Source organism: Stenotrophomonas maltophilia (assembly GCF_002799245.1).
Classification (GTDB): domain Bacteria; phylum Pseudomonadota; class Gammaproteobacteria; order Xanthomonadales; family Xanthomonadaceae; genus Stenotrophomonas; species Stenotrophomonas maltophilia_S.
In genome coordinates this window covers 48,920-70,414 of sequence record NZ_NEQV01000002.1, presented here as the reverse complement: position 1 = coordinate 70,414, position 21,495 = coordinate 48,920, and the positions used below count along the sequence as shown (strand labels likewise).

The window sequence follows — 21,495 nt, the reverse complement described above, 5'->3', positions numbered from 1 at the left end:
TAGAACAGGGGGCGGGATCAGCTCTACCACGACATCTAGTCCTGTCTGTGCCAGCCATGTACCCAATCACCTCACCCGAACCGTCGCCATACCATCTGGCGCATTCAACGCCAAGCACCCTTTTATGACCTGACAAAACTCAGTTGATGGGGTGTGTGCGGTAGGCATATTGGCTATCCACCATGACCATGGCGGAAGGCCCTACGAAGGCCACGACAAGGCCACAGGCACACGCCTCACCGACCTCCCCAGGGCACCCGTCTTCATGCAGGAGGTAGTGCCAGTTGATCCTGCCGATCAGGTCCTTCGCCAAGCCGGCGCGGGTGATCAGGTCTACATAGTCCACCTCCCCCTCTGCCGAAAGGACTTGAGGGGCATCACAAAGCAACATGGAACCACTCCTGTTAGGGACTCCAAAAACTGGACGTAGGGCCTACCTAGGCCGTTCCGCTCGCATCGCGCGCCCGCGTAAAGGCGTAGGAAAACTCCGAAGACCCGGCCGGCCCCGCGCGCGTGTGCGTACTGGTCTCGAAACTCCGGGGTCGCGGTCGGCGGGCTCGCCCGCGTAGAGATGTCCATTAATTCCAGCGCCCTCGCCGATGGACCGATCCCGACCCGATAACTCATTGATTTCCAAGCACTACACAAAGCTGTTCCGCGTGAGGACTCCTGCGTTAACACCTGACTTCCCGGAGCACAGCGGCCAGCTGACGGAGCGCCTTCCGCTCCCCGCCCTTCCAGGCGTTCCTAGCCGCCTTGGCCTTTCCTTCGACGCTGCGCGGGCCGGTTGCCTGCTCCCACGGTCGCCAAGTCCGGATTGCCTGCGCCTGCCGCTGGCGCCGCTCTGGGGTCCAGCCATTGCGCATCTGAGATCTCCTCCAATAGTTCGTTCGGCCGACTTTTTGTTCCCGCGCGCCCGGCCTCTTCCGGGACTGGCCCGGGACTTTCCGGGGCAAGGTTGTTCACCTGCTGGTGGCCACCGGCAATATTGGCCTGCTTCACGAACGCCACGGCTCTGGGGTTCTTGATCTCGGCCAAGGTCTCCAGAGTCGTCCGGCACTGGGACTGTGCCTTCAGGGCCAGCCGCATGTATGTCTCGGTCGCCCTCAGGTGACCACCCATGTTGAGGGCCGCTCGCCGACTCATCTCCAGAAATACCGCGTTGAGGGCTATGGCCTGACTGGTGAGAAGTGAGTCGGCCTGCTCGGTTCCTCCACGCTTAGCTCGCTCCACAGCCTGTTGGGTAGCCTCAATCAGTTCGCCTATCTCCGAGCCCTTAGCGAATCCGGAATGCTGAGCGAACAGGAGGGCCAAGAAGGCGTTGCTGTTGACCCCGTCTACCAGTTGCTCGGCCTGCAGCTCCTCGTCCGATTGGCCAGGGCGGCGTGTGATCTTCAGCTCGGCGATGCTTGGGTCCATCTGGCACTTCCCCTAGATGTCTCATTCAGAATGCTGGATCTATATGGATGCTGCTATACGGCCCAACGCGCGCTTCCTGGTGTCAAGCGTCTCGGATGGCGGTAGGCAGTCCCGCATATACGGGCGTCCGAAAACTGCGATTCCATTGGAACTTGGCCACCCGAAACCTAGCCAAGGGCCTATATCTACCGCTCGCTTCGTTCGGGCAGAAACGCTGCCCTGCTAGTGCCACAAGAGGAATGGTGCTACCGCCGCGATTCCGTGCAGCAGCTTTCCAAGACCGAACATAGCCAGAACACCCAATAGAGAGTAGAAACGCCCTTGGGGAAGGTTACTTATGGTTTCACACAGTTCCTTTAGTACTTTGATATCTTTCAGCAATGCGCTCTCCTTGGTCAGGACAAGGTGGGTTGCGAGAGGGGTCACCAGTTCGTGCTGGTGGCCCTTCGCCGTTCTGGGCATAGCTCCGCCAGCAGGACCGATGTCGGCCCTGGACGAAAATCGCTGCCCCTCTCTGTTGCCGCCTATTCTCCCATTGGCGGTTCGGGCGTTTGCGTCCTAACTGCCACGAATGCATCCGGGGTTAGGAGGCAGGTCCTCTTCTGTTGTACGTGTACCAATTCATCCTTCGCATCAGCCCGTGCATGTCTAAACTCGCCCCGATCCATGTAGCGGATGGGGTGCAACCTTAAACGGTGGGTGTCTCGGGATCTGCGTCGGCTTTGGCTATATAGGTCCCAAATCAGCCCGGGGTGTTTCCCCACCCACTACGTTCCGATCTGCCCAGGCTCTCCCGCTATACAGGTACTGATTCAGAACCTGGCCCGGCTCAGGCCCTTCTAGTGTCCCGAAAATCCTGCTGGCGGCTGCTGTACTACTTCGTTCCGAATTAGGCCCCGCCAGCAGCCAGCCCAGACGGGTGGTAGGATTCCGGCCAATCTGACAAGGAAGGGGAGTTCCATGAGGGGGAAGACATTTGCCGCATCTGCAGTCTTAGTCTTGGCGCTACCGTGCTCAGGATCCTCCATTGCAGGGAATGTCTCGCAGCTTCGCGATCCGTCGGTGCAAGCATTTGTATCAGTCTGCTCTCCCGCAAGAGATCAGTTTGCCGGAAAGAACATTTCGAGTGACAACGCAATCTTGGTTTCATTCTGCTTCGGGTATGTCTTTGGAGCAGCTGAAGCATCGGCGGACAACCGGATTGATTGCGCTCCTTCAAATGTCACTGTTCAGCAGAGGATCCTGATCCTTCTCAAGTGGGCCGAGAAGAATCCAGAGCTAATCAACATGGATCGAAGCTTGGGTTTGGCGCTAGCAATGGCAGAGGCCTTTCCCTGCCAGAACAAACAGGAGAAATGATGAGCAGCAAAACGAAGTTCGACCTCTCCAACGTCGGCGGCCAGCCGAAGGACTGGATGCAGCAGGAGCATGAGAAGCAAGTCGCATCAAACGCGATTGATGGATGGAAGGTATTCCTATCAGTTGGAGCGATCATTGCCTTGTTCGTCTTCGCTGCCTGGATGCTGATCTCGGTCATTTTGGGCCCGTTCCACTAGGGCTTTTGCGATCTCTTCCAGTTCTGGATCGTTCGCGGCAGCTGCCTGCTTCTGCAGGAGAATCGCCTGCGGCACTGCCGCCCCACTCGGCATGTTGGTTTGTGAGGCAAGCCACCTCACTGCGATTGGGCTGGTGAATGCGCGAGCAGTCGCATTTGCTCCAACTCCACCCGCTGCCACGCCGGCTGCAGTCCTGAAATGGCCACTGCCCAAAGCATTGAGAAGGCCAACCCAGTAAGCGATCGCGGTGACCTTGTCGCCGCTGCCAGATGGGTTCGCATAGACCTTTGCGCCCTCTTTGATGTTGTGCGCAACCCGAGCCACCTGGTTCATCGACTCCCTGAAGTTCTTGCCATAGCGACCGAACAGCACCGCCTTGGCCTCCTCGCTCAGGTCATTCCAGTTGCGCATGAAAGTGGACGAACTGAAAACGTCGCCCTCTACGTTCTGATTCCCCGGCGTGGCTAGCCCCAAGCGCTTGATCACAGCTGCGGACACGGCCTTCTGCTCGTCCTGCGGTAGCGAGTACATCACGGCGCGGAGCGTGGTTGCACCATCCCTGGTGCCCGAAGTAGCTGCCTGGTAGACCTTCTCTGGGCCTCCATGTTTGTCCAGAATGCGCTGAACCAGATCATTCCTTTCAGCGACGTTCCGGGTGTAGTTGTTAGCACGTGCTGCGGCCCGCACTGCTGCCGGTCCACTGTTCTGTGCAGCTGCAAGCATGTCCTCCGACAGGGCCCCATAGACCTTCTGGAGCTCCTGCAGATCAGTGCTAGGGTTCAGGGGCGACGAGCGCCCGATCTGCTCACCGATGTCGGTGCGGATGCGCTTGAGCGCCTCATACGTCAGGTTTCCGCCATTCGCCTGGAGATCCGCTTCGAGGTTGTTCCGAAGCCTAGACATGCTGGGCTGGATCAAATCCCCGGTTGTTGCCCGTGCACTCGGGTTGGGAGTGGTGAGCCGCTGAAGAACGCGCTGCGTGTTGAACATGGGAGTCGGCGCGGTTCCAGGGATCTGCTGATCGACCGCCCAGTACAACGCGCGTTTCACCGCGTTTGTATCGCCCTTGAAGGCATTCATGCCTCTTTCAATTGCGAGACCAGCGTTCTCTGAGCCCGGATTTGGCGAAAGATTGGAAGCCTTTGCCTTAAGTCCTGCGCCGATCCGATCAGCCTGGTCCTCGGCAAATCGACCGAATACTCCACCACTGGTTGGCCCTTTTGATAGCAGGCCTTCCATCCCCTGAACCCACCCCGGTCCCGCAGCCTGGCCAACGGAAGGCGTCGCACCAAGTGCTTGGAAGTCAGCAAGCGTGTTCTGCATGCCTTGACCAGACCGGCCCCGAACCGCACCGCGCAATGTAGCCGCGCCGCCAGCCGTCGCAACACCGGGGGCGAGTCCACCCGCAAGCCCGGCAAGGAGCTGATTGCGTTCAGATGCTCCTGATTCGCGTGCTACAGAAGATGCTCCAGATCCGGCAATGGAAGACACAGTCTGCAGACCCGGCTGGGTGGTCAGGAGATCTGCAAGGCGATTCCTGACGGGAGCCACATAGCCCGGGGTTCGTATCGCGGCATTCCTACCAAGATTGGCAAGGGCGTTGATCCCGACGCCAGCACCCATGGTGAGGCTAGTGCCCGCTAGTGCTTCAGCAACATCGCCCAGAACACGATCAGCGCCAGTCTGCGCCTTGGGTAGGCCGAGCCGATCCGCCAGCGCTTCAGCCTCTTCGCGGTAGGGGCGGGCCTCCTGCATCCCCGCAGCGCGCGCCACTGGATTGGCGACATAGTTGTTGAAGGCGTCGCCGCCAACTGCCCCTAGCAGACCGCCAGCACCCTGCAACGCCGAGCGAACGCCGAATGCGAAGTCACGCCCGCTGCCCGGCATCCAGCCATCGGCTTGGCGACCATCTGCAGTACTGTAAACACTGGAGGTCACATCCGAGAAATCAGCCCGCTCGGGTTTCCCGCCAACAACTTCGAGCTCCATTGGAGCCTGTCCAGGCCAATTCACAGTGCGCGAGGTGTCACTGTCGAACGCCTGACGAACCTGAGAATGCTCATCAGCAGGCACATGCGGAGCAACAACCTCGTTCCAGTATTGATTACGAGCCTCCTCCTGCTGCTCTGGCGCAAGGGCCTGATAGGCAGGGGAAGCGGCTACGTCAACCCATTTCTTGGCCATTGGTCAGTTCCAGAGATTGCTGTAGTTGGAAGAAGGTGACGTTGATGAAGGAGCTGCGCCTCCGTAGTGCTGTCCAGCCCCTACAGCGGGCGCTGCGCTCTGAGCCCGTTCCTCGTCCGCCAAGGACTGTTCCACCGCGGACCTCCACTTCTTGTAGTGTGTCTTTACACGTTCAATGTTGTCTCTGATCTGAGCCTCAGACTGATTGGGATCGAGGTTGGCAATCGTTGATTGCAGCGCAACCAGCTCCTGTACCGCGATGGCGCCGAGCGCACCGCCCGTGGGCGACGAATCGCGCATCTGCTGCAGCCTGTCGAAGCCGAGGTTGGCCTTGATGGTTTCCAGTTCCGCAGCCAGGTTGTAGGAGGGGCTCCCCTCAACGTCACGAGAGCGAGCGCCTACGAAGCCAGTCGAATATGGGCTCACTAGGCCGAGCGCCTTGTCCAGCGACGTTTCCACGTTCCCGGCTGCGGTCAGAGCCTGCCTGTACTGCTGGATGCGCTTCGGGCGCTGCGCTGCGTCCTTAGCCTGTGCTTCCGCCGCTGCTGTTCCGGCTGCCTGAGTGATCGCCCCCTGAGTCTTCACATCCTGCAGCTGACGCTCCTGATTGAGCTTGTTCGGGAAGTTGGCGTTCTCCACATTCGTCGTAGCCTGCGCAGTACGCGCAGCCTGATCTTCGGGACTGCGACCAACTGCAAGTGCAGGATTGATATTGTTGGACGCGCCACGGGGGAGTTGTAGGTGAATGTGATCGCCCTCATCGATGGCGTGATAGCCGAGCTGGCGAGCGCGGGAAATAAAGGCAGGCTTTTGGTTTGCAGGAACGGCATAGTCAGCCGCGGTGCCGTTGAGATGCTGGCTGTTGGGCTGGCCGCCCACCTGGGCATTACGTTCGGCGGAACGCATACCGCTGGTCATCGTCACAGTCGGGAACTCGGTCGCCAGCTGGCTGAATGCCGCGTAGTGATTGCCGCCTGCTGGGGCGGCTGCGGCCTGTGAACCAGATGCGGCTTGCGGTGCAGCACCCATGCCAACGGCTCCCCCCAATGGGACAAACTCCCCAGTGGACTCGTCGTACACCTCACGCGAGCCCGTGCGCGGATTGTTTCGGCCCATGCGCTTAAGACCGTCCGCCCCTTGGAACTCGAAGAATCCGTAACCCGCGTTGGAGGCTCGTCCTTTCAAGCCAAGCTGGATCTGGCGTGCCTCTTCCTTCTGTTCCGGCGACAGGCCTGTAGTCATCATTTCGAAGGAGCGAACATCGGTAGGCGTTTGACCGCTGATGTTTGGGGTGTTGTTCGCTACCGAGAGGACCTGCTCAACGATGGGCATCACCGTAGTGGCATCGAATTGGTCGGGGATCTCTGCGCCGAAGTTCCTTTTGAGGTAAGGAACTGCGCTGCGATAGATACCCGCCTGCATCTGAGGGCTGTTGGCGTACTGCTTCAGGGATTTCGCCAAACCAATCAGCTTCTCGTGCTGACGGTCTCCTTCAGTCTGATAGGCCTGCGCGGTCTTCGGATCAAGGGCAAACGCCCGATCGGTCGCGGACAAATCTCCCGCGATGACCTTGGGTGCCAGCTGCTGCAACTCTGCCAGCATGTTCCGCTGATTGACTGCCTTTTGGCGCTCAAGACCGTTCTGCATGCCTTGAGCGAAAGAATCATAGAAGGTGGCCATTGGATTCGGGTACTCCGTCTGTAGTCGCCTGGCTGCGAGTGGAAAGGGGCGCCTGGCGCGCCTTCATCGGCAAAAAAAGAAGGCGGCAGCTCTCGGGGGCTGCCGCCTGGACCCGCCCTTGGGGGAACATGGGGTCCTACTAGATAGGTCGGGATTTGGGTGCTTCTGACTCCCGCGTCCACCTAGGTCTAAAGCCGTCCATTCACGAATGAATTCGATCTTGGTCATTTGGATCGCTCGCCTCACCTCACCCTTAGCGTCGATGTAGGTAACGGACGCAATATTGCGTCGGTTGAACTCCCTATCGCGATCCAGTCTGTCGTAGGCCCTCAAGACAACGCTGCGGCGCTTCTGTGCCTCACTCGCAAGCGCTCCCCATGGCAGCGGCGACTCTCCGGCTGGCGCGACTCAACCATTCAAGCAGGCGCCTCTCAGCGGACTGGACCTCGGTACGAAACCGTTGTTCTTGGAGGGCCTGGTCTTTCGCCGACTCCCGATAGGACCGCTGAGGCCGACTCACCAGCAATCTCCGCGCCGCCTCCAACGCAGCCCACTCCGGATGGCCGCATGCGGTCATGTGCATACAGACCAACGGCCAGCGTCTCTCGTCACCCATGGCATACAGCATCAGCCAGGCAGCAAGTGGACCGTCCAGTTGCGCGTCCGTCAGAGCATGCAGCACCAGCCTGCCCGGCCCCGTGACAGGCGCGGCCGTAAGCGATCCCTGTGTCTTCCAGCTCCGTAGCTGGCGAGTACGATCAGCCGCGGCCGGCGCGCGCATCACCGCCATCTGGTCAAAATCCAGCACTGCTTGGCGATCCTTCGGGCTGAACCTATCCAGCGCTTGCTTACGAGCCGCCACCTGCGTTGGTAGGTACTTGGATGCGGCCTGCTCAATCGAGTGCACGCGATGGATTGGCAGGTACGCACCGTCATCCGGGCAGCACTCCTCGCTGGAGCTCCGCCTCGTCGCATGCCGGATTGCGGGCCGTGTTGGCGCCCCGAAGCCAAACGCGCCAGCGATGCTCCTCACAACCAAGTCGACTGCCTCGTTCTCCAGCAGCACCATCTCCAAGTACCGCTCATGGTCTCGAGATGCCATGGGCGGCCTCCCAGCGCGACCCGTCCGGCAGACGGACTACTCCGCCTGGCGAATCGGTTCGCGCTTCTCCATGGAGGAGTCGCGAAACGACCGCCGTGATCTGAAGCCCTAAGGCCAATGCCTTGGAGCAGGAAGAGCTCGCTCCGCTTGGTATATATCTAGAAGGGTGTACACATAGCGACCTCGAAGGGGTGTGGATAACCGCCTGACTGGCCTGCATTGCGACCTCGTAGGTCTCTATGTGGGCCAACTCAAAGCTGGATTGGCCTGCATAGCGACCACATTGGCCCACATAGCGACTACCCATTGCGATTCCTCCACAGATTCGGTGGAGTTACGGTCGCTGGCTCAAGGTGCTTTCCGGACTCGTCGACGGCGTAGTAGGACAGCGCGTACAGGCTGCACATGTTCTTGCCACCTTTGCGCGTCTCGATGATCCAGCCTGCGGCAAGGAGCTCAAGCTTGGCACCGTGCACCGTCGCTTTGCTCCTCCAACCACGGGTCGAGAGCATCGACCAAGGGATGCTCAAATCACCGTTCTTGCCAGGCCTGTATTGCCTGGCCAGCTCCAGCAGCAGCTTTACGGCATTACCGGACAGTTGGCCGAACTCCGGAGAGTCGGAAATCCTGTGCTCAAGCATTAGGAACGGCGCACCCTTCGCCCGCCCTACGAACTTCTGCCGTCGCCTTTCATTGTTCTTCTTGAGTTGCGCCTGGCCATAGCTGGCGCCGCCCTCTGGAGAACGCTGGGCGCGGTCCTGGCTTGTACTCTGCATGTGCCCCCCAAGGGCTAGGAACACGGCGTCAGCCGCGTTTGGGACGTTTGGCTCTACAGGTCGTCCCTGCATCGACGTGATGCCAGGTCTTCTTCTTGCGAATACACCTGATGGTTGAGCTATTTACGCCGTAGCGGCGTGCCCAAACCTTGGTTGGAACGATTCCCACCGTGCGCAGGACCGCTTCCACCTCTGCAACGCTGAGCTTGCACTGGGAGGAGGGGCTGCCGAACTTGGCTATGTTCCGTGCACGTTGAAGTCGGCGATTCTCCGAACCAGTCACCAATTGCAGGTTGTCCAGCCTGTTGTTCGACGAATCACCATCGAGATGGTCCACCTCCATCCCCTTGGCTACAGGACCGTGGACGGCCTCCCACACGAGCCTATGGGCATACCAGGTTGTGCAGGATCCACCTGCTCGGCGTTGAATGACCCTGATGTACCCGTCACGGCTTCTCCGGCCTACTGCCCGTCCGCAGGCGCTCCATAGCTCCCCAGTACTCGGCGAGACAAGGAGGCCGCTGGCGCAGTGCTGTAGCCTGTCAGTCGCGCTAGGAAGCATTGGGGGCCTCCCAACCGATTTCCTGAGTGCGGCACCAAGTGACTGCATGCTGCTCAAGGAGAGGCTTGCGCTCACGGTATGCCATCCCCAGCCCGATCCACACCGCGTTCTGCATCCTGAGCTCTTGCTGCAGCTTGAGCTGGTCTGTAGAAAGCGAGTCCTCGCAGACACCGCCAAAGACCCCAGTGATGCAGTGATTAACGAGTCGATGCTCGGTGGCGTAGTCGTAACCCTTCGGGTCCCGGCCCAGCCCAACCAGCGTGTCGTGCAGGATCCGGCACATCACGGTGCCTGCAACGCGCTTTGCCATTGCCGCATCCTGCCTAGTGCCATTCGAGAGGAATGCCGCCGCGAGAACGTCGGCCGCCCGCTCCTGGAACAGAATCACTCGCTCCCTGATGGCAGCCTTCACCTTGTTAGGGTTCACTGTGGCCAGCCAGAACGGGAGCCTAGACAAGGGCAATGCCTGCATCTGGCGACCTTTGCCATCGCCAGCAACCATCCCCCTTAAGGTAGACAGTTGCCGAGCCAGAACGGGGTGAGATTTCAGCTTCTCGAGCTGCTTGGACCAATCCAGACCCATGCCTTCCACGATGGGCCGCATGGCGACAAAGGGTTGTCCTTGGTGGAGACGGCCGATGAGTTCGGCACCGTGGAACTCGACGTGGACGATTCCAGTTGCCATTAGGCAGCCCTCCCCTCTTCGCAGCGTGAGTCGATCCAGCACCGCACCGCCTCCGAGTCCCAGGCAGACAAGCGGGCAGCCACTCGGATCGGTCGGGGAAACCGGCCTTCCTTCGCCATCTTGTAGATGAGAGAGCGGGACATGCCGCAAGCGGCGATCACCTCGGGCAGGCGCATTAGGGTTCGGCCCTGAGCGGCCACGCGCCCAAGCCGGATAGCATCTGAGGTCATACCGAGCTCCCCTTATGCTGAGCCCAAGCCCGGCGGGCCGTGTCCGGCACCCGGTACTCCGTGAGGGAGTAAGAGCCGTAGCTGTCACGCCTCCGAACGCTGACAGCGAGAAGGAGCCCGCGCTCGATCAAGCCCCAGGCATCCTTACGGCCCGGCTTGGTCTCGGCATGGGGGTGATCTGCGGTCCAGCCACCGAGATCCAGCAGACGTCGCTGATCTGGGCTCAGATCGGAGAAGTCGAATCCGCTCATCGCACGGCCTCCAGTCTGGAGGACAGAACGCGCTGGAGATCGACCTCAGGGATCAGGGATCGAGTTCCAATTTTGACCGAGCGGATCTCGCCCGCTTTGATCAACTCGTAGAGGGTCGTCCGACTGACGCTTAGCCGGCGGCAGGCATCAGGGATTCGGTGGAGCAGGGGGTCGAGAGCGTTCGTGGAGATGACCATTGTCCGTACCTGTTAGCTGGGTACGAACAAGTGTCCGCACCCGCCCGGCTGTGTCCGGGCGGATGTAAAACTAAGCACACAGCATCTGCACTAGAAGGGCCAAATGAGGCCCTCATTTTGTTCCGGCCGTATTGCGACACTTCTACTTTCCGGAAGATTTCTCCCCCCCTGAATTTTCCTGCATCTGCGCCGCATCCTCATTCGCAGCCTGAACTGCCAAAGCCTCTATGTTTTCCTTGGAAGCCCAGGCTCGAGCGTTCGGCAGCAGAGTCTTTCGGATGTCATCAACCTCGACTCTACGCCCGGCTGGAAACGCCGCGTCGCACATGTCCCCGTACGTGATCTTGTCCCCCGTGAGTCGACGCCAGTGATCCAGTACAAGCAGTGGCACGTAGCCACTCTGTATCCAGCGGGAATAGTCTGCTCGAGAGAACGGGCGCTTTGCCGCACGGTGACTGTCTAGCTGCCTCATCGCCGCCAGCCACTTATCAAAGTCCTGCCGGATGGTCGCATCTGGGACGCTTAGATCAATCGCGACAGCCCTATTGTTGGTCAAAGGCAGTGCTGACTTAGCGAACTCAGTGGAGTCACGGAGCGCGACAAAGAACGGTATACGACCGAATTCTTCATAGGTCTGGACCTGATCCTTAGCTTCCAGCCAGGCTTCGTAATCCGCACTTAGCTCACATTCGATGACGCGCCGGGAGCTACGAACCAAGTCCTGAGAGCCCTCCAGTTGTTCTAGACGCGCTGCCATTTGCGCGACCGTCCAATTGGTGATAGATGCAACGCTCCCAAAGGCGTAGACCTCCGGGTTGGAGGCATACTTTTCTTTCCACCACTCGTGCCCCTGCCTTCCCAGGCTCTTCTGAAGGTTGCTGAACATCTTTTCGAGCTCCACTCGATGCTCAGCGTCATCCTCTACAACAGAATGCAGGATCTCGCTGACGTCACTCACGATGGAGAGCTCAACTATGAGATTCAACCAGTCCTCGGTAGCGAAGTCCGCCAAATCGCCGTAAGCATTCAGATCGAACCAGTCGGGAATTCGGCTGGCGGATTTCGTGCGGGCCACGTAGTTCCTCCTCAATTGAAACTGCCTCTTACCGATGCCCTGCATCCATGGGTGACAATTCAAAGGCGGGATGATCAGACCTATCAGGGATCAGCGACCGGACAGGAACGTTGCGCCTTCCTGCGTACTCCTCAACACTGACAGAAGACAGGTCGGTGAGTGCTGCCTCCAGTTGGTCCATTGTGTAAACCTCTTCGACACCCTTGTCAGCGCAGATACCGCGAAGCAAGGCCCCTATCAGCGGCGATCCGCACCCAAAGAAGCCATCTAAGATTCCCCTCTGTACTTCCCCAACGCTACCGCCGTGAACCTCAGCCACGGAGCAGACAATATCGGCCAGATGGGCACTCCCGCTAGTACGCGGGTCCGCTGCAGCCGCCCTGAGAGCTTGGAGGAAGGCGATGCAGCAGACCCTCCCCACCTCCCGGCCCATCAGATGCCCACGGGCTTCCGGCATCCGCCAGTAGTCCCCGACCTTGGCATGGCTCTGGCGGTAGAAGGGCAAGCGCTGGATTGGGTTTGCACGGGTCCGATTGAATCGGACTGGTCGTCTATGCCGGGGTGTGATTGATCGATTCACGCGATCCTCCTAGTCTTCGTAACGGCTTTGGCCGCAGCCAGGATGGAGACCGCCTCACACGGCAGCGATTGGCCTTGATCCATGAGGGACAGGCAGTACACATATAGCCTTCCACCACCTCGGTCCTGTACGAAGCGAACAACGGGCTCTCCGTTGATATCTACGACATAGACGCCGTCATATCCCCATCGGGTAACACCGAGATCCACCAACAGAACGTCGCCAGCCTCCAAGGCTGGTGCGTTCAGATCATCCTTGACGGACACGTAGGCAACACTTGCCCCAGTGCGCTCGCCGGCCGAGCAGTCACCCAAAGAGACCGCCTCCATGGCCGTCGACTGATTGACGAGCCCTCCTCCGTTAGAGCTTGTTATAGCTTGGCTGATTGCCCGGCTCACAGGACCTCCTCAATCTTCTTGGCAACAGCGGTGGCCCTTTCGTTGACCAAATTGACCACAGCCCGAACCGCAGGAGGGATCGCCGACTCTCCCATCTCGCCGGAGTTGAGGAGCAGGTCGGTTACACCCTGGATATCCCATACAGCCTGCGCTGCATCGTTGAGCGCATGGCGCAGCTCAGTGAGGCGCTCTTTCATCGCTGTCGCTTCCATTAGTCGACCCTCGATGCACGGCGGAGTGCTTGGGATTGCTCCAAGAGATGATCCAGAACGGCAAGATCATCGAACGAGGGAACCGAGTCGTTCTCCATGCAAGTCTTGAAGAAGGAACGAACAAAACTGACGTAGAGGCTGGCGTCGCCAAGTGCGTGCAGTGTGTCGATGCCGGCGCAGATTTTGTACGTGGGTGCGTTGTCCTGCACTGGGATCCCCCCATACGCGGCCTCAACGGTCACTTCAGAAGCAGCCATGGATCACCTCCAGGCATGTAGCGACTGACGTAGGGGAAGCAGTGGCCAACGCCAGGGCGGCGACAAACAGCACCGTGCAAAGCTTGTATGTGTTCGCGTCGTCGTTGAGGGCGAGCCAGCGGTGGACTCGGACGAACGTGGTGGGCCGAGCAGCCCTGCTGATGATTGACGGCCGTTTTTCGGCCAAGCGCGCCCGTTCAGGCGCAACAAGTACAATGCTGCAATCCATGATCGACTCTCCAATAGTCGGTTGTGGTAGGCCGAGCTAGGGGTTCCCGCCCCTTTCTCGGCCGCTTTGTTTATGCGGTTCTACTGCCCTGATGGCCCTCCTTAAGGCCTCTGTGAGGTTTAGGCGCGCTTGGCCTTGAAGGTCAGCACGTTCGGTTCTGCAACCCGCAGTTGGTCGAGGTAGTCGGACCAAGCCTGCATCATCTTCCGGCGTTCCGGCAGGTGAGTCGCCCGGTTGTAGGCCCGCCCAAGCGGATCCTTCACGGCATGGGCCAACTGATGTTCGATGTAGTCCGGGCGATAGCCAAGCACCTCATCCAGCACCGTTCTTGCCATCGCTCTGAAGCCATGGCCAACCATCGTGTCTGAGTCGAAGCCAAGGTTTCGGAGCGCCGCGTTCATCGTGTTCTCGCTCATTGGCTTCAGCGCGCTGCGGACGCCAGGGAAGACAAATTCGCTCCGCTTCGTATACGGGTACAGCTCCCGCAGAACCTCAACGGCCTGATCGGACAGAGGGACGATGTGCGGCGTTTTGGTCTTGCTGGTGACGTAGCGCCACTCTGCTGCATCAAGGTCGATGTCAGCCCACTTCGCCTGCCTAAGCTCACCCGGGCGAACAAACACCATTGGGGCCAGCTTTAGGGCAGCTTGCGTGACGAGTGCCCCCTGGTAGCCCCACAGCGCGCGCAGGAGCCCTCCTATGACGGCAGGATCAGTCACGCTGGCAAAGTGCTTGGTCTGAGGCTGTTCAAGCGCTCCTGTGAGGTCCTGAGCGGGATTGCGGTCTGCCCGCCCCGTAGCGATGGCGTAGCGAAATACTCGCCCAGCATGCGCCCGGGCGCGATGCGCGGTTTCTACGACACCGCGCTGTTCCAACTTCCGCAGTGCAGCCAGTAGCAAGGGGGCCGTGATGTCCCCGATGGGCAAGTCCGCGAGCCCAGCAAGGTCCTTCTCGATCAGACGACGCTCACGCACGACCGATCCAGGAGAAAGGCCTTCCTTCGTCCGCTTGGCGAGCAACTCCAAGCCGATGGCTCCGAAGGTGTTTGCGGCCCGCTCTCCTTGCACCGCCTTCTCGACCCTCGCCACTTGAGCGGGATTAGCCCCGCCGCGCAGTAGCGAGCGCAGACGGTCGCGTTCGACGCGGGCAGCCTGCAGCGACATCGACGGGTACTCATCGAGCGTGACGATGCTGGCCTTTCCCAGATAGCGGTAGCGGTAGCGCCACACCTTGGCTCCCGAGGGGCGCACTTCAATGCACAAGCCGTTGGCATCAGCCACACGGAAGGGGCTGGCCTTCGGCCTGAGCGAGCGCAACTTGGTGTCGGTCAGCATGTGAGTCGAGCGCCTGTGAGTCGTCCAGGGGCGTCTAGCCCGCTGACACACAGCCTGACTCACTTTTTTTGTGGATGCAAGTGGATGCCGCTGGACGGCTATGGATGCGTCGCAGCGCTGAAATCAAGCAACTCAAGGACTTCGCGGACGTCTCTGGACTTCGCTGGACGTCAATGTGGTGGGCCCACCAGGATTCGAACCTGGAACCAAGGGATTATGAGTCCCCTGCTCTAACCGTTGAGCTATAGGCCCTATAAGGGTTTCAGGCGGTTTTGCGCGGTCGCCGTTGTAATTTCGGTGTAATCGCGTCGCCGGAAAGCTGCTTCTGTAGGGCCGCCATAGCGTCCTGCATCGAAGCCGCGTGAGTGTACCGTTCGGCCATGGCTCTTGTCTTCCAGCCGCCCATTGCCTGGATAGTTGCCGCATCGAGACCGGCATGCGCAGCGTTGGTCGCAGCCGTGTGCCGCATCGTGTGCGGGGTCACGTGCTTGGTGATGCCCGCGCGCTGCACGCATCGACCGAAAACAGCATTCATCTGATAAGCCCGGCCGCTGCCCGCGCGCTGTGACGGGAATAGGTAGGCCTCAGCCTCCATGCCTTTGATGACCTTACCGAGATACTGCGCCAGTACCTGCGGCATAGGCTGCTCGCGCCGGCCCGCCTTGTCCTTGCCGATCCACAGAATCCTGCGCTGCACGTCCACGTCGCCCGCGCGCAGGTTGAGCGCCGCACTGTGCCGCAGACCGGTGTAGAGCGTCACCATCACAAACCGATGTGCCAATGGCGACACGTCCTCCTGAGCAGCCAGCAGCAGCCGCTGCGCCTCTTCCGGCGTCAGATACACCAGCTTTCCCTGCGGCTCGCGCTGGCGGGCCAGCAGCGGCGCAGCGTTGAGGATCTTCCGGCGCCGCATGGTGTTGAGCATGTGCAGCAGTGCGGAGCGCTCACGGTTGATCGTGCCCGGGCTCGCGCCCTCGCCTTTCCGCCTGGATACATAGGCAAGCCAGTCGTCATCGGTCAGCCTGGCCACTGGCCGGCGCCCGAGGTGAGGTTTGATGTGATCGCGGAACCGGCGCTCCTTGGTATCAATGTCCTTGCCGTCATGCCGGCGCAGATAGTCCAGGTAATCGTCCGCCGCCTGCGCGACTGTCTGCGAGGCGTTGCCCTTGCTTCCCTGCACCCCATGGGACGCGCTGCGCTTGGCGGCCTTGAGCGCCGCGACAACGTCTTCGGCCTGAGTCCGGGTGTACCCCTCCGACTCCAAGCCCACCACCTGGTGATGCCGGCGCCTGGCCACCATCACGTTGACGGACCAACGCCCATCACCGTTGGCGGTGCGGGTGTAGGTGATCCCATGTTCGCTGATCGCCTGCCCGGGCTTGAGCGCGCGCTGAGCCGACCTAGTGAGTTTTAGGAAAGCAGCCATGAGGCTGATTTCACTTCGCGAAGCTCAGCAAGCTTCTTCTGCAGACCATCGGCAATCACTTCAATGTCGTCCTCGACTCTGGCCAGGTAGACCTTGTTCTGCTCCAGGTGAGCTGTGGTCATCCTGAGTTCTTCCGAGATGGACTTGATGCCCCTGTCGACCATTTCGGCGATGCCCCCTTGCGCGGCATAGTTCGGATCAACCGTCTTGTACTCGTCCATCTCCTTGTTGAGCTTGTCGATGCGCTCCTGCCATTGACGAATTTCGTGAAGCAGAAACTGGCGTTCAGAGATCCGCGCGTACAGCAGCGAAGCCTCAAGAACGGATTCAAAGCTCGCCTCCAAGCGCAGAACGACCTCGGCAGTAAAGCTCCTGCCCGCCGACTCCGCCGCCTCAGTGATCCGCCGCTTCAACTGAGCGGGAATCCTCACATTTGTTTGCTGATCGTCTTTCTTGGCCATGGCCAACGATAGCACGTAGCAAAAATGCTTGCGCATTCCATTTCATCGGCGTAGCGTCAGCTATGTAGCACTTTTGCTATGTACTCGACGAAAAGGCCAATGAGTCCCACCAATGCCCACAATCCACCCGCCGAGAAGCTCAGCACAGCCCATGCAGCTGCAAGGCTTGGACTGAGCAAGAGCACGCTTGAAAAAATGCGCTGCGAGGGCCGTGGACCGCGCTATCTGAAGGTAGGGAAGCGCTGCTTCTACCGGCCTGCCGACCTGGATGCCTATCTGGAGGCCGCTGTAGTGGAGACGGCGGATAGCCGTGCCTTTGCCCGCTGAAAACAGAACGGCCCGGGAGCGCCAACTCCCGAGCCGTCGAAGCCATCGCCGGACCCTACCAAGGAACGACCTGACTATGAAGAAGACTGTACAGCAAACCGCCATCGAATCAATCGGGCAAACCCCTGCCTCACATTCAGAAAAATCTGATGCGCCCAGGAACTGGCAGGTGTGGTCGGACCAGGACTGGCTCGAGTCGGGAGCCCCGCCTTCTATTCACAACCGTCTGAGCGGGATCGACCGCGCGCTGCAGGGAATTCGAGCGATCCACGACCTGTTGGCGTTGAACTTTGAGCGCAACACGTTTATCCGCAATCACGGCGCAGAGGAAGCGGCCTGCTGCGCCCTCTATGGCCTGACGGATACCCACGAAGAAGGGTTGTACGTCGCCATGCGCGTGCTACTCGATACCACGGAAGGTCCCCTTCGCGAGCTCCGCAACAACCACGAATACTGCTGGGGCGGTAAGGGTGGCGCCAAATGAAGGTGCACTCCCTTGCCAGTAGACGCAAAGCCGGTTGCACGCCGGCGTTAGCCTCCAACGAAGCCGGCCAGCACAATGCTGGCCAACTGCTCGTGTTTCCGCGATCGGGCATCACCAGGATTCCAGAGGAGCTCCGTCAGGCTGCGGAATGCCTCGCCCATGCGGCATTTCATGCGATGCAGCGCCGCGGCAAACCCTGCTCGATGGCTGACTGCTACCGGCGAGCCTTCGGAGCCATCCGCGATCTGATCCCCACCGTTCCCATGGAAAGTGCCCGTCAGAGCCAGATCGTTTCCCAGGAGGCCAGAACGCTCGTAGGGAGCGAAGAAGGAGCTGGCGCCGCATCTCCAACGCCAGGTGGCCTGCCCTGGCGCAAAGCATGGGGTGGACAGCGATGAATACTCGCCGCCCTAAGATCGACCCAATCGCCTGTGATTGCTGTGGCAAGCCGCTGCTGCCGGTGTTCGGCACGTTCCATCGTGTGGAGCGGGAGTTCGGCTGGGCCTCCCTGCCCTACGTGCTGTGCGGCGACTGCGCCCTGCAGCACAGGGGCAACCCGTCTGAGGCCCGCGTGCGCGAATGGATCATGACGCGTGCGGCGCGCGCTGGAACGGCCTGGCTGCACGCGGTCACCAACGTGGTTACGCCACATGGCGGCTGAGAGGAACCGCCGCAAGATCACAGGTAGGCAGTCGAGCGACACATTCGTTCGGCTGCCTCACTCGATGATGCGGCACCCGAGCTTCTTCGCCCTCAGCGGGTCGGCGATGAAGATGCTCCTGTTCCTGGCCGCCCAGTACAACGGCCGCAACAACGGTGACCTGAGCGCCACAAAAGCGATGGTAGAAGCCGCCAGCGTGTGTGCGGCGAGCAAGAGCAAGGAACTGCTGACCCAACTGGAAGACGCAGGGTTCATCGTGCAGACGCGACACGGCATCAAGAAGCAATGCCACCTGTACGCACTCACTTGGGTGGGCATCGATCGTTGCCTGGGCAAGAACCTCGAGATCGCAGCAGGTCCACCTCGAAACGACTGGCTGAAAACGCATCTTCAACGCCCCTCAGGGGTGCAAACCGAAACGCAATCTCAACACCCCTCAGGGGTCCACGTAACACCCCTAAGGGGTGCAAAAGCAGCATGAGCCAGGCGATAAACACCCCTGAGGGGTGCAAATACAGGGAAAACGCCCGTTTTTTACACCCCTCAGGGGCCCCCCTTATAGATATCTACCAAGCGGGAGCGGAGCGGACGCTTGGCGCAGTTGCTCCACCGCTCATGCCGGTAACGCTCTCTGCGCTGCCGGCACTGCACCGCACGCCCCGCGCTGTCACGGGTAACGCACTGCCTCGGCTGAAATCGCAGGCCCGGGTAACAGGCCACACGCTAGGCACAACGCTGCACGGTCCGCAGTGGAACGCCGAGCAGCTGCGGCGCGCAATTCACCTAGGGCGCGCGCTGCACGATGAAGGCGAGATTCACCACCTGGTGAGCAACGTGCACCACCACTGCAGCCGGTGGGCGTCAAAGCCCGCGATCGGCGCGCGCTGCCATCGAGCCACCAAGGCATTGATCGCTGGTGGCCGTGGCAGCAGGCGCCGCGCGGTGACAGGCCATCGGAGGAACACGTGAGCAGTCGCGACGAGAGCACGCCAATTGCTTCCAGCACGCCGGCCTGCATTGCGGAAGTCCGCCAGCGCCTGGAGCGGGAAGGCCACTATGTGACGTTCGATGGACGCGTTACGGAGGCGGTGGCGGCCGCACTAGTCCCGTGTCCGGTGAGCCGTCTAAGGCGGTGGCGACAGGAGGGCAAGGGCCCACGCTTCTTCCAGCCAGCGAAGACACCGTGGTACTACCTGGGCGACGTGCTTGCCTGGATTCAGGCCGGCGAAGGATTTCGCTAGCAACCTTCTGTCCAGCGCAGACGAAAGCTAAATCCGGAGATCTCCGGATTTGAAGCAATGTCCCACCTACCACACCGACATGTCACACCTGCATGTCACGCGTGACAGGTGTGACATGCAGGTGTGACATAAGAGCGACGCGACAAGGCCGTGAGCCAGCTGCTGTGAGAGGTGAGTCGGCAGCCCCAAGCATCGATCGCCGGCGCGGCCCAGTAGAGAACAGCAGCCGATGAGGCCGCACGCAGGGGGAAGCGGTGGCCGCGAGGCCGCACAGTGAAACCGCAGCGGTGCGCGCGCTGCAGGAACCGGAGAACCTGACGCGGTGGCTAGCCTGCAGCCTAGTGCTGTCGCTGCTGGCTAAGCCGTGGTGTGGCCACCTGTGCCCGGCACTGGCCTCTGCTGGGCCAGGCGTTGCTGGTGCTGGTGCACCAGGTGCTGCTGGTGCTGGGGTTCTTCGCGGCGAGCCCGGCACGTGCGACAGGGGATGCTGCCGATGCCGATGGCGCCGCTGGCCGGACTACAGCCTTCTGCTGTTCGGCCACAGCCTTCTACTGCTCGCTACCGGCACGGGCGTGATGATGACCGACGGCCACTGGCGCTGGGCAGCTGACGCGGTGGTGATGCCAAGGCCGTGCGCGGGACCTGCGAGCACCACCAACAGCGTTTCACGCGAGATTGTTTCACGACACGGGGCCCCTGGCCTTATCCACAGCCACCGGGGGGAATTCGGACCCCGGTAATTGACCGTTTTTCGGCCTCCCTGATGCTCCACCGCAGGCCCCCCCGAATTCGCGGTTTTTCCCGGCGGAAAGTGCATGTTTTGACCTGTACACGCTGTACATCGCCCCCACCAATCGGGCGAGGCGGTGCACAGGCTCCTCTCCCCGAGTTCGCCATCAGCAAGTGCACGTTCCTACGCATTCCGAGGCGGCTCGGCATGGCCGCTTGGGATGAAATGGAACAGTCCTCACGGCCTGCCGCCATGCCTCGAATCGAGATCGACCTCCCCCAAGTTGTCAGCGACACCCTCTGCGACGCAGCGGCTGCAGCCGGCATCCCTCCGGCCGAGCTCCTCGCGGATGCGCTGCGCTGCCTGCCTGCCTTCCAGCGGGCGCTGGCGGCCAGGCCCGAACGGCTGCCCGCATTCGCCCACTCACCCAGGAGCTAACCGTGGCCGATCAAACCCACGATGTCCCGCAAACCCTTATCAAGCTGGAACAGCTGCGGATCCGCAGCGATCTGCATAGAGCCGCACGCGACGCACTGAACGAGCGCCGGAAAGATCTTCGCGCCCATCGGCGGGAAATCGAAGAACAGATGCGGGTTGAAGCCAAAAGCTTCAGCGGCCCGCAACCCGCCATTGGGAGCGCTCCCATGCGTGGTTACGACGCCGGCGTCCGCCAGGGCGGAAGCATTAGTTTTTCGAGTACCGCCAGCACGTTGACCCTCGATGAGCACCGGGAGAAGAGGCTCGCGGTGCTGGAACGTCACTTGGCCGCGGTCGATGCCGTCGCCGCCGTCGTGGAAGCCGCACTCGCTGAAACGGAGCGGACCAGCGGCGACGTCTCGGCGTTCCTAGCCGCCGAGTCCCACCTTCAGAAAATGCTGGCCGATTGGGGCCTGAGCAGCTAACCAGGAGAAGACCATGACCGATGCCCACCCCAAACTGACGCGCTTGCGCGCGCAGATATCCAAGCTGGCCGAGGATATCGAGGGTCTGCGCGAAGGCGTGCGGCCTGAGTCAGAGGCCCTCGCAGCCGTTGACCGGCATATCCAGCAGATGGCGGAGGGCGTGAGAATCCAGCCCTTTGCATTCGCGCACACCTCTGGCGGCGGTGACCCCGTATCGATGTATCCGGAAGACAGCCACAGGTATGCCTGCAAGTTCTTCCCCGACGTCATCCGGGCCCGCCTCTACGATGAAGTCAAGGCGCTCTACCAGAGCGGCCTGACGGTCGCCGATGACGCCGCTCGCGAAAAGATGGAAGCCCAGCTGCTGGACCTGGAGCATCAGGAAGAAGCATTCATCCGCCAGGCGGCTGCCGAGGGAAAGAGCATCCCTCGTCGCGCGGACGCGAACCCTGTCGTGCTTCTGGCCGACTAGCCAGAAGGGAGGGACCAGCAGGCGGTGTCCCCAACAACACCTGCAGCCCGGGCCGGCTCTCTGC

23 protein-coding genes and 1 tRNA gene are annotated in these 21,495 nt (G+C 60.8%); 7 read left to right on the top strand and 17 right to left on the bottom strand.

The genetic code is table 11. The features are described from left to right. Positions 1 to 139: 139 nt before the first annotated feature. Both B9Y64_RS06300 and B9Y64_RS21910 read right to left on the bottom strand, forming a co-directional pair. Entirely contained in the window at positions 140 to 391 is a 252-nt protein-coding gene (locus B9Y64_RS06300) for a hypothetical protein (protein ID WP_100439976.1), read from the bottom strand. Positions 392 to 747: 356 nt separating this feature from the next. Further along, positions 748 to 1,419 carry a hypothetical protein gene (locus B9Y64_RS21910; protein ID WP_157804493.1) on the bottom strand — a complete coding sequence of 224 codons (672 nt, stop codon included), beginning with the start codon at positions 1,417 to 1,419 and terminating at the stop codon, positions 748 to 750. 960 nt (positions 1,420 to 2,379) lie between these two features. Between B9Y64_RS21910 and B9Y64_RS21905 the strand changes: the two genes are divergently transcribed. Beyond that, positions 2,380 to 2,778, top strand: a complete 399-nt coding sequence (locus tag B9Y64_RS21905) for a Rap1a/Tai family immunity protein (protein ID WP_157804492.1) — start codon at positions 2,380 to 2,382, stop codon at positions 2,776 to 2,778. A 119-nt stretch (positions 2,779 to 2,897) separates the two neighbouring features. Here B9Y64_RS21905 and B9Y64_RS06290 read toward each other — a convergent pair whose 3' ends face one another. The 15 genes from B9Y64_RS06290 to B9Y64_RS06205 form a co-directional block, all read right to left on the bottom strand. Then, entirely contained in the window at positions 2,898 to 5,159 is a 2,262-nt protein-coding gene (locus B9Y64_RS06290) for a hypothetical protein (protein WP_100439974.1), read from the bottom strand. Positions 5,160 to 5,162: 3 nt separating this feature from the next. Beyond that, positions 5,163 to 6,839: a D-Ala-D-Ala carboxypeptidase family metallohydrolase gene (locus B9Y64_RS06285; protein ID WP_100439973.1), complete on the bottom strand. Its 1,677-nt coding sequence runs from the start codon at positions 6,837 to 6,839 to the stop codon at positions 5,163 to 5,165. 1,401 nt (positions 6,840 to 8,240) lie between these two features. Beyond that, a complete protein-coding gene (locus B9Y64_RS06275; RefSeq protein WP_157804491.1) occupies positions 8,241 to 8,717 on the bottom strand; it encodes a hypothetical protein in 477 nt (158 codons plus the stop codon). Between the two features lie 28 nt (positions 8,718 to 8,745). Then, positions 8,746 to 9,279, bottom strand: coding sequence for an HNH endonuclease signature motif containing protein (locus B9Y64_RS22535; protein ID WP_413482270.1), 534 nt, complete (start codon positions 9,277 to 9,279; stop codon positions 8,746 to 8,748). Beyond that, positions 9,269 to 9,964, bottom strand: coding sequence for a phage antirepressor N-terminal domain-containing protein (locus B9Y64_RS06265; RefSeq protein WP_100439969.1), 696 nt, complete (start codon positions 9,962 to 9,964; stop codon positions 9,269 to 9,271). The genes B9Y64_RS22535 and B9Y64_RS06265 overlap by 11 nt, the downstream gene beginning before the upstream one ends. Continuing rightward, positions 9,964 to 10,140: a helix-turn-helix transcriptional regulator gene (locus tag B9Y64_RS22530; RefSeq protein ID WP_080053021.1), complete on the bottom strand. Its 177-nt coding sequence runs from the start codon at positions 10,138 to 10,140 to the stop codon at positions 9,964 to 9,966. Before B9Y64_RS22530 ends, B9Y64_RS06265 begins: the two co-directional genes overlap by 1 nt. 301 nt (positions 10,141 to 10,441) lie before the next feature. Next, positions 10,442 to 10,642, bottom strand: a complete 201-nt coding sequence (locus B9Y64_RS22525) for a helix-turn-helix transcriptional regulator (protein ID WP_019338908.1) — start codon at positions 10,640 to 10,642, stop codon at positions 10,442 to 10,444. A gap of 142 nt (positions 10,643 to 10,784) precedes the next feature. Next, positions 10,785 to 11,717: a DUF6387 family protein gene (locus tag B9Y64_RS06245; protein ID WP_157804489.1), complete on the bottom strand. Its 933-nt coding sequence runs from the start codon at positions 11,715 to 11,717 to the stop codon at positions 10,785 to 10,787. 576 nt (positions 11,718 to 12,293) lie between these two features. Beyond that, on the bottom strand, positions 12,294 to 12,695 hold the full coding sequence (locus B9Y64_RS06235) for a S24 family peptidase (protein WP_157804488.1): 402 nt from the start codon (positions 12,693 to 12,695) through the stop codon (positions 12,294 to 12,296). Then, positions 12,692 to 12,892 carry a hypothetical protein gene (locus B9Y64_RS06230; protein ID WP_100439963.1) on the bottom strand — a complete coding sequence of 67 codons (201 nt, stop codon included), beginning with the start codon at positions 12,890 to 12,892 and terminating at the stop codon, positions 12,692 to 12,694. Before B9Y64_RS06230 ends, B9Y64_RS06235 begins: the two co-directional genes overlap by 4 nt. 14 nt (positions 12,893 to 12,906) lie before the next feature. Further along, positions 12,907 to 13,164 (bottom strand): hypothetical protein, encoded by a 258-nt coding sequence (locus B9Y64_RS06225; RefSeq protein ID WP_100439962.1) that lies wholly within the window; start codon positions 13,162 to 13,164, stop codon positions 12,907 to 12,909. A gap of 348 nt (positions 13,165 to 13,512) precedes the next feature. Further along, complete coding sequence (locus tag B9Y64_RS06220; protein ID WP_100439961.1) at positions 13,513 to 14,727, bottom strand: tyrosine-type recombinase/integrase; 1,215 nt, start codon at positions 14,725 to 14,727, stop codon at positions 13,513 to 13,515. 176 nt (positions 14,728 to 14,903) lie between these two features. After that, a tRNA-Ile gene (locus B9Y64_RS06215) sits at positions 14,904 to 14,979 on the bottom strand. A 10-nt stretch (positions 14,980 to 14,989) separates the two neighbouring features. Then, positions 14,990 to 16,153: a tyrosine-type recombinase/integrase gene (locus B9Y64_RS06210; RefSeq protein ID WP_100439960.1), complete on the bottom strand. Its 1,164-nt coding sequence runs from the start codon at positions 16,151 to 16,153 to the stop codon at positions 14,990 to 14,992. Then, positions 16,138 to 16,650: an Arc family DNA-binding protein gene (locus B9Y64_RS06205; protein WP_100439959.1), complete on the bottom strand. Its 513-nt coding sequence runs from the start codon at positions 16,648 to 16,650 to the stop codon at positions 16,138 to 16,140. Before B9Y64_RS06205 ends, B9Y64_RS06210 begins: the two co-directional genes overlap by 16 nt. 63 nt (positions 16,651 to 16,713) lie before the next feature. Between B9Y64_RS06205 and B9Y64_RS06200 the strand changes: the two genes are divergently transcribed. The 6 genes from B9Y64_RS06200 (at position 16,714) to B9Y64_RS06170 (ending at position 21,431) form a co-directional block, all read left to right on the top strand. Further along, on the top strand, positions 16,714 to 16,941 hold the full coding sequence (locus B9Y64_RS06200; RefSeq protein ID WP_100439958.1) for a helix-turn-helix transcriptional regulator: 228 nt from the start codon (positions 16,714 to 16,716) through the stop codon (positions 16,939 to 16,941). 76 nt (positions 16,942 to 17,017) lie between these two features. After that, positions 17,018 to 17,425 (top strand): hypothetical protein, encoded by a 408-nt coding sequence (locus B9Y64_RS06195; RefSeq protein WP_157804487.1) that lies wholly within the window; start codon positions 17,018 to 17,020, stop codon positions 17,423 to 17,425. A gap of 394 nt (positions 17,426 to 17,819) precedes the next feature. Next, entirely contained in the window at positions 17,820 to 18,086 is a 267-nt protein-coding gene (locus B9Y64_RS06190; RefSeq protein WP_100439956.1) for a hypothetical protein, read from the top strand. Between the two features lie 106 nt (positions 18,087 to 18,192). Continuing rightward, positions 18,193 to 18,567: a hypothetical protein gene (locus B9Y64_RS21895; RefSeq protein WP_157804486.1), complete on the top strand. Its 375-nt coding sequence runs from the start codon at positions 18,193 to 18,195 to the stop codon at positions 18,565 to 18,567. Between the two features lie 1,930 nt (positions 18,568 to 20,497). Further along, complete coding sequence (locus B9Y64_RS06175) at positions 20,498 to 20,959, top strand: hypothetical protein (protein ID WP_100439954.1); 462 nt, start codon at positions 20,498 to 20,500, stop codon at positions 20,957 to 20,959. A 13-nt stretch (positions 20,960 to 20,972) separates the two neighbouring features. Further along, positions 20,973 to 21,431 carry a hypothetical protein gene (locus tag B9Y64_RS06170; RefSeq protein ID WP_100439953.1) on the top strand — a complete coding sequence of 153 codons (459 nt, stop codon included), beginning with the start codon at positions 20,973 to 20,975 and terminating at the stop codon, positions 21,429 to 21,431. Positions 21,432 to 21,495: the final 64 nt, after the last annotated feature.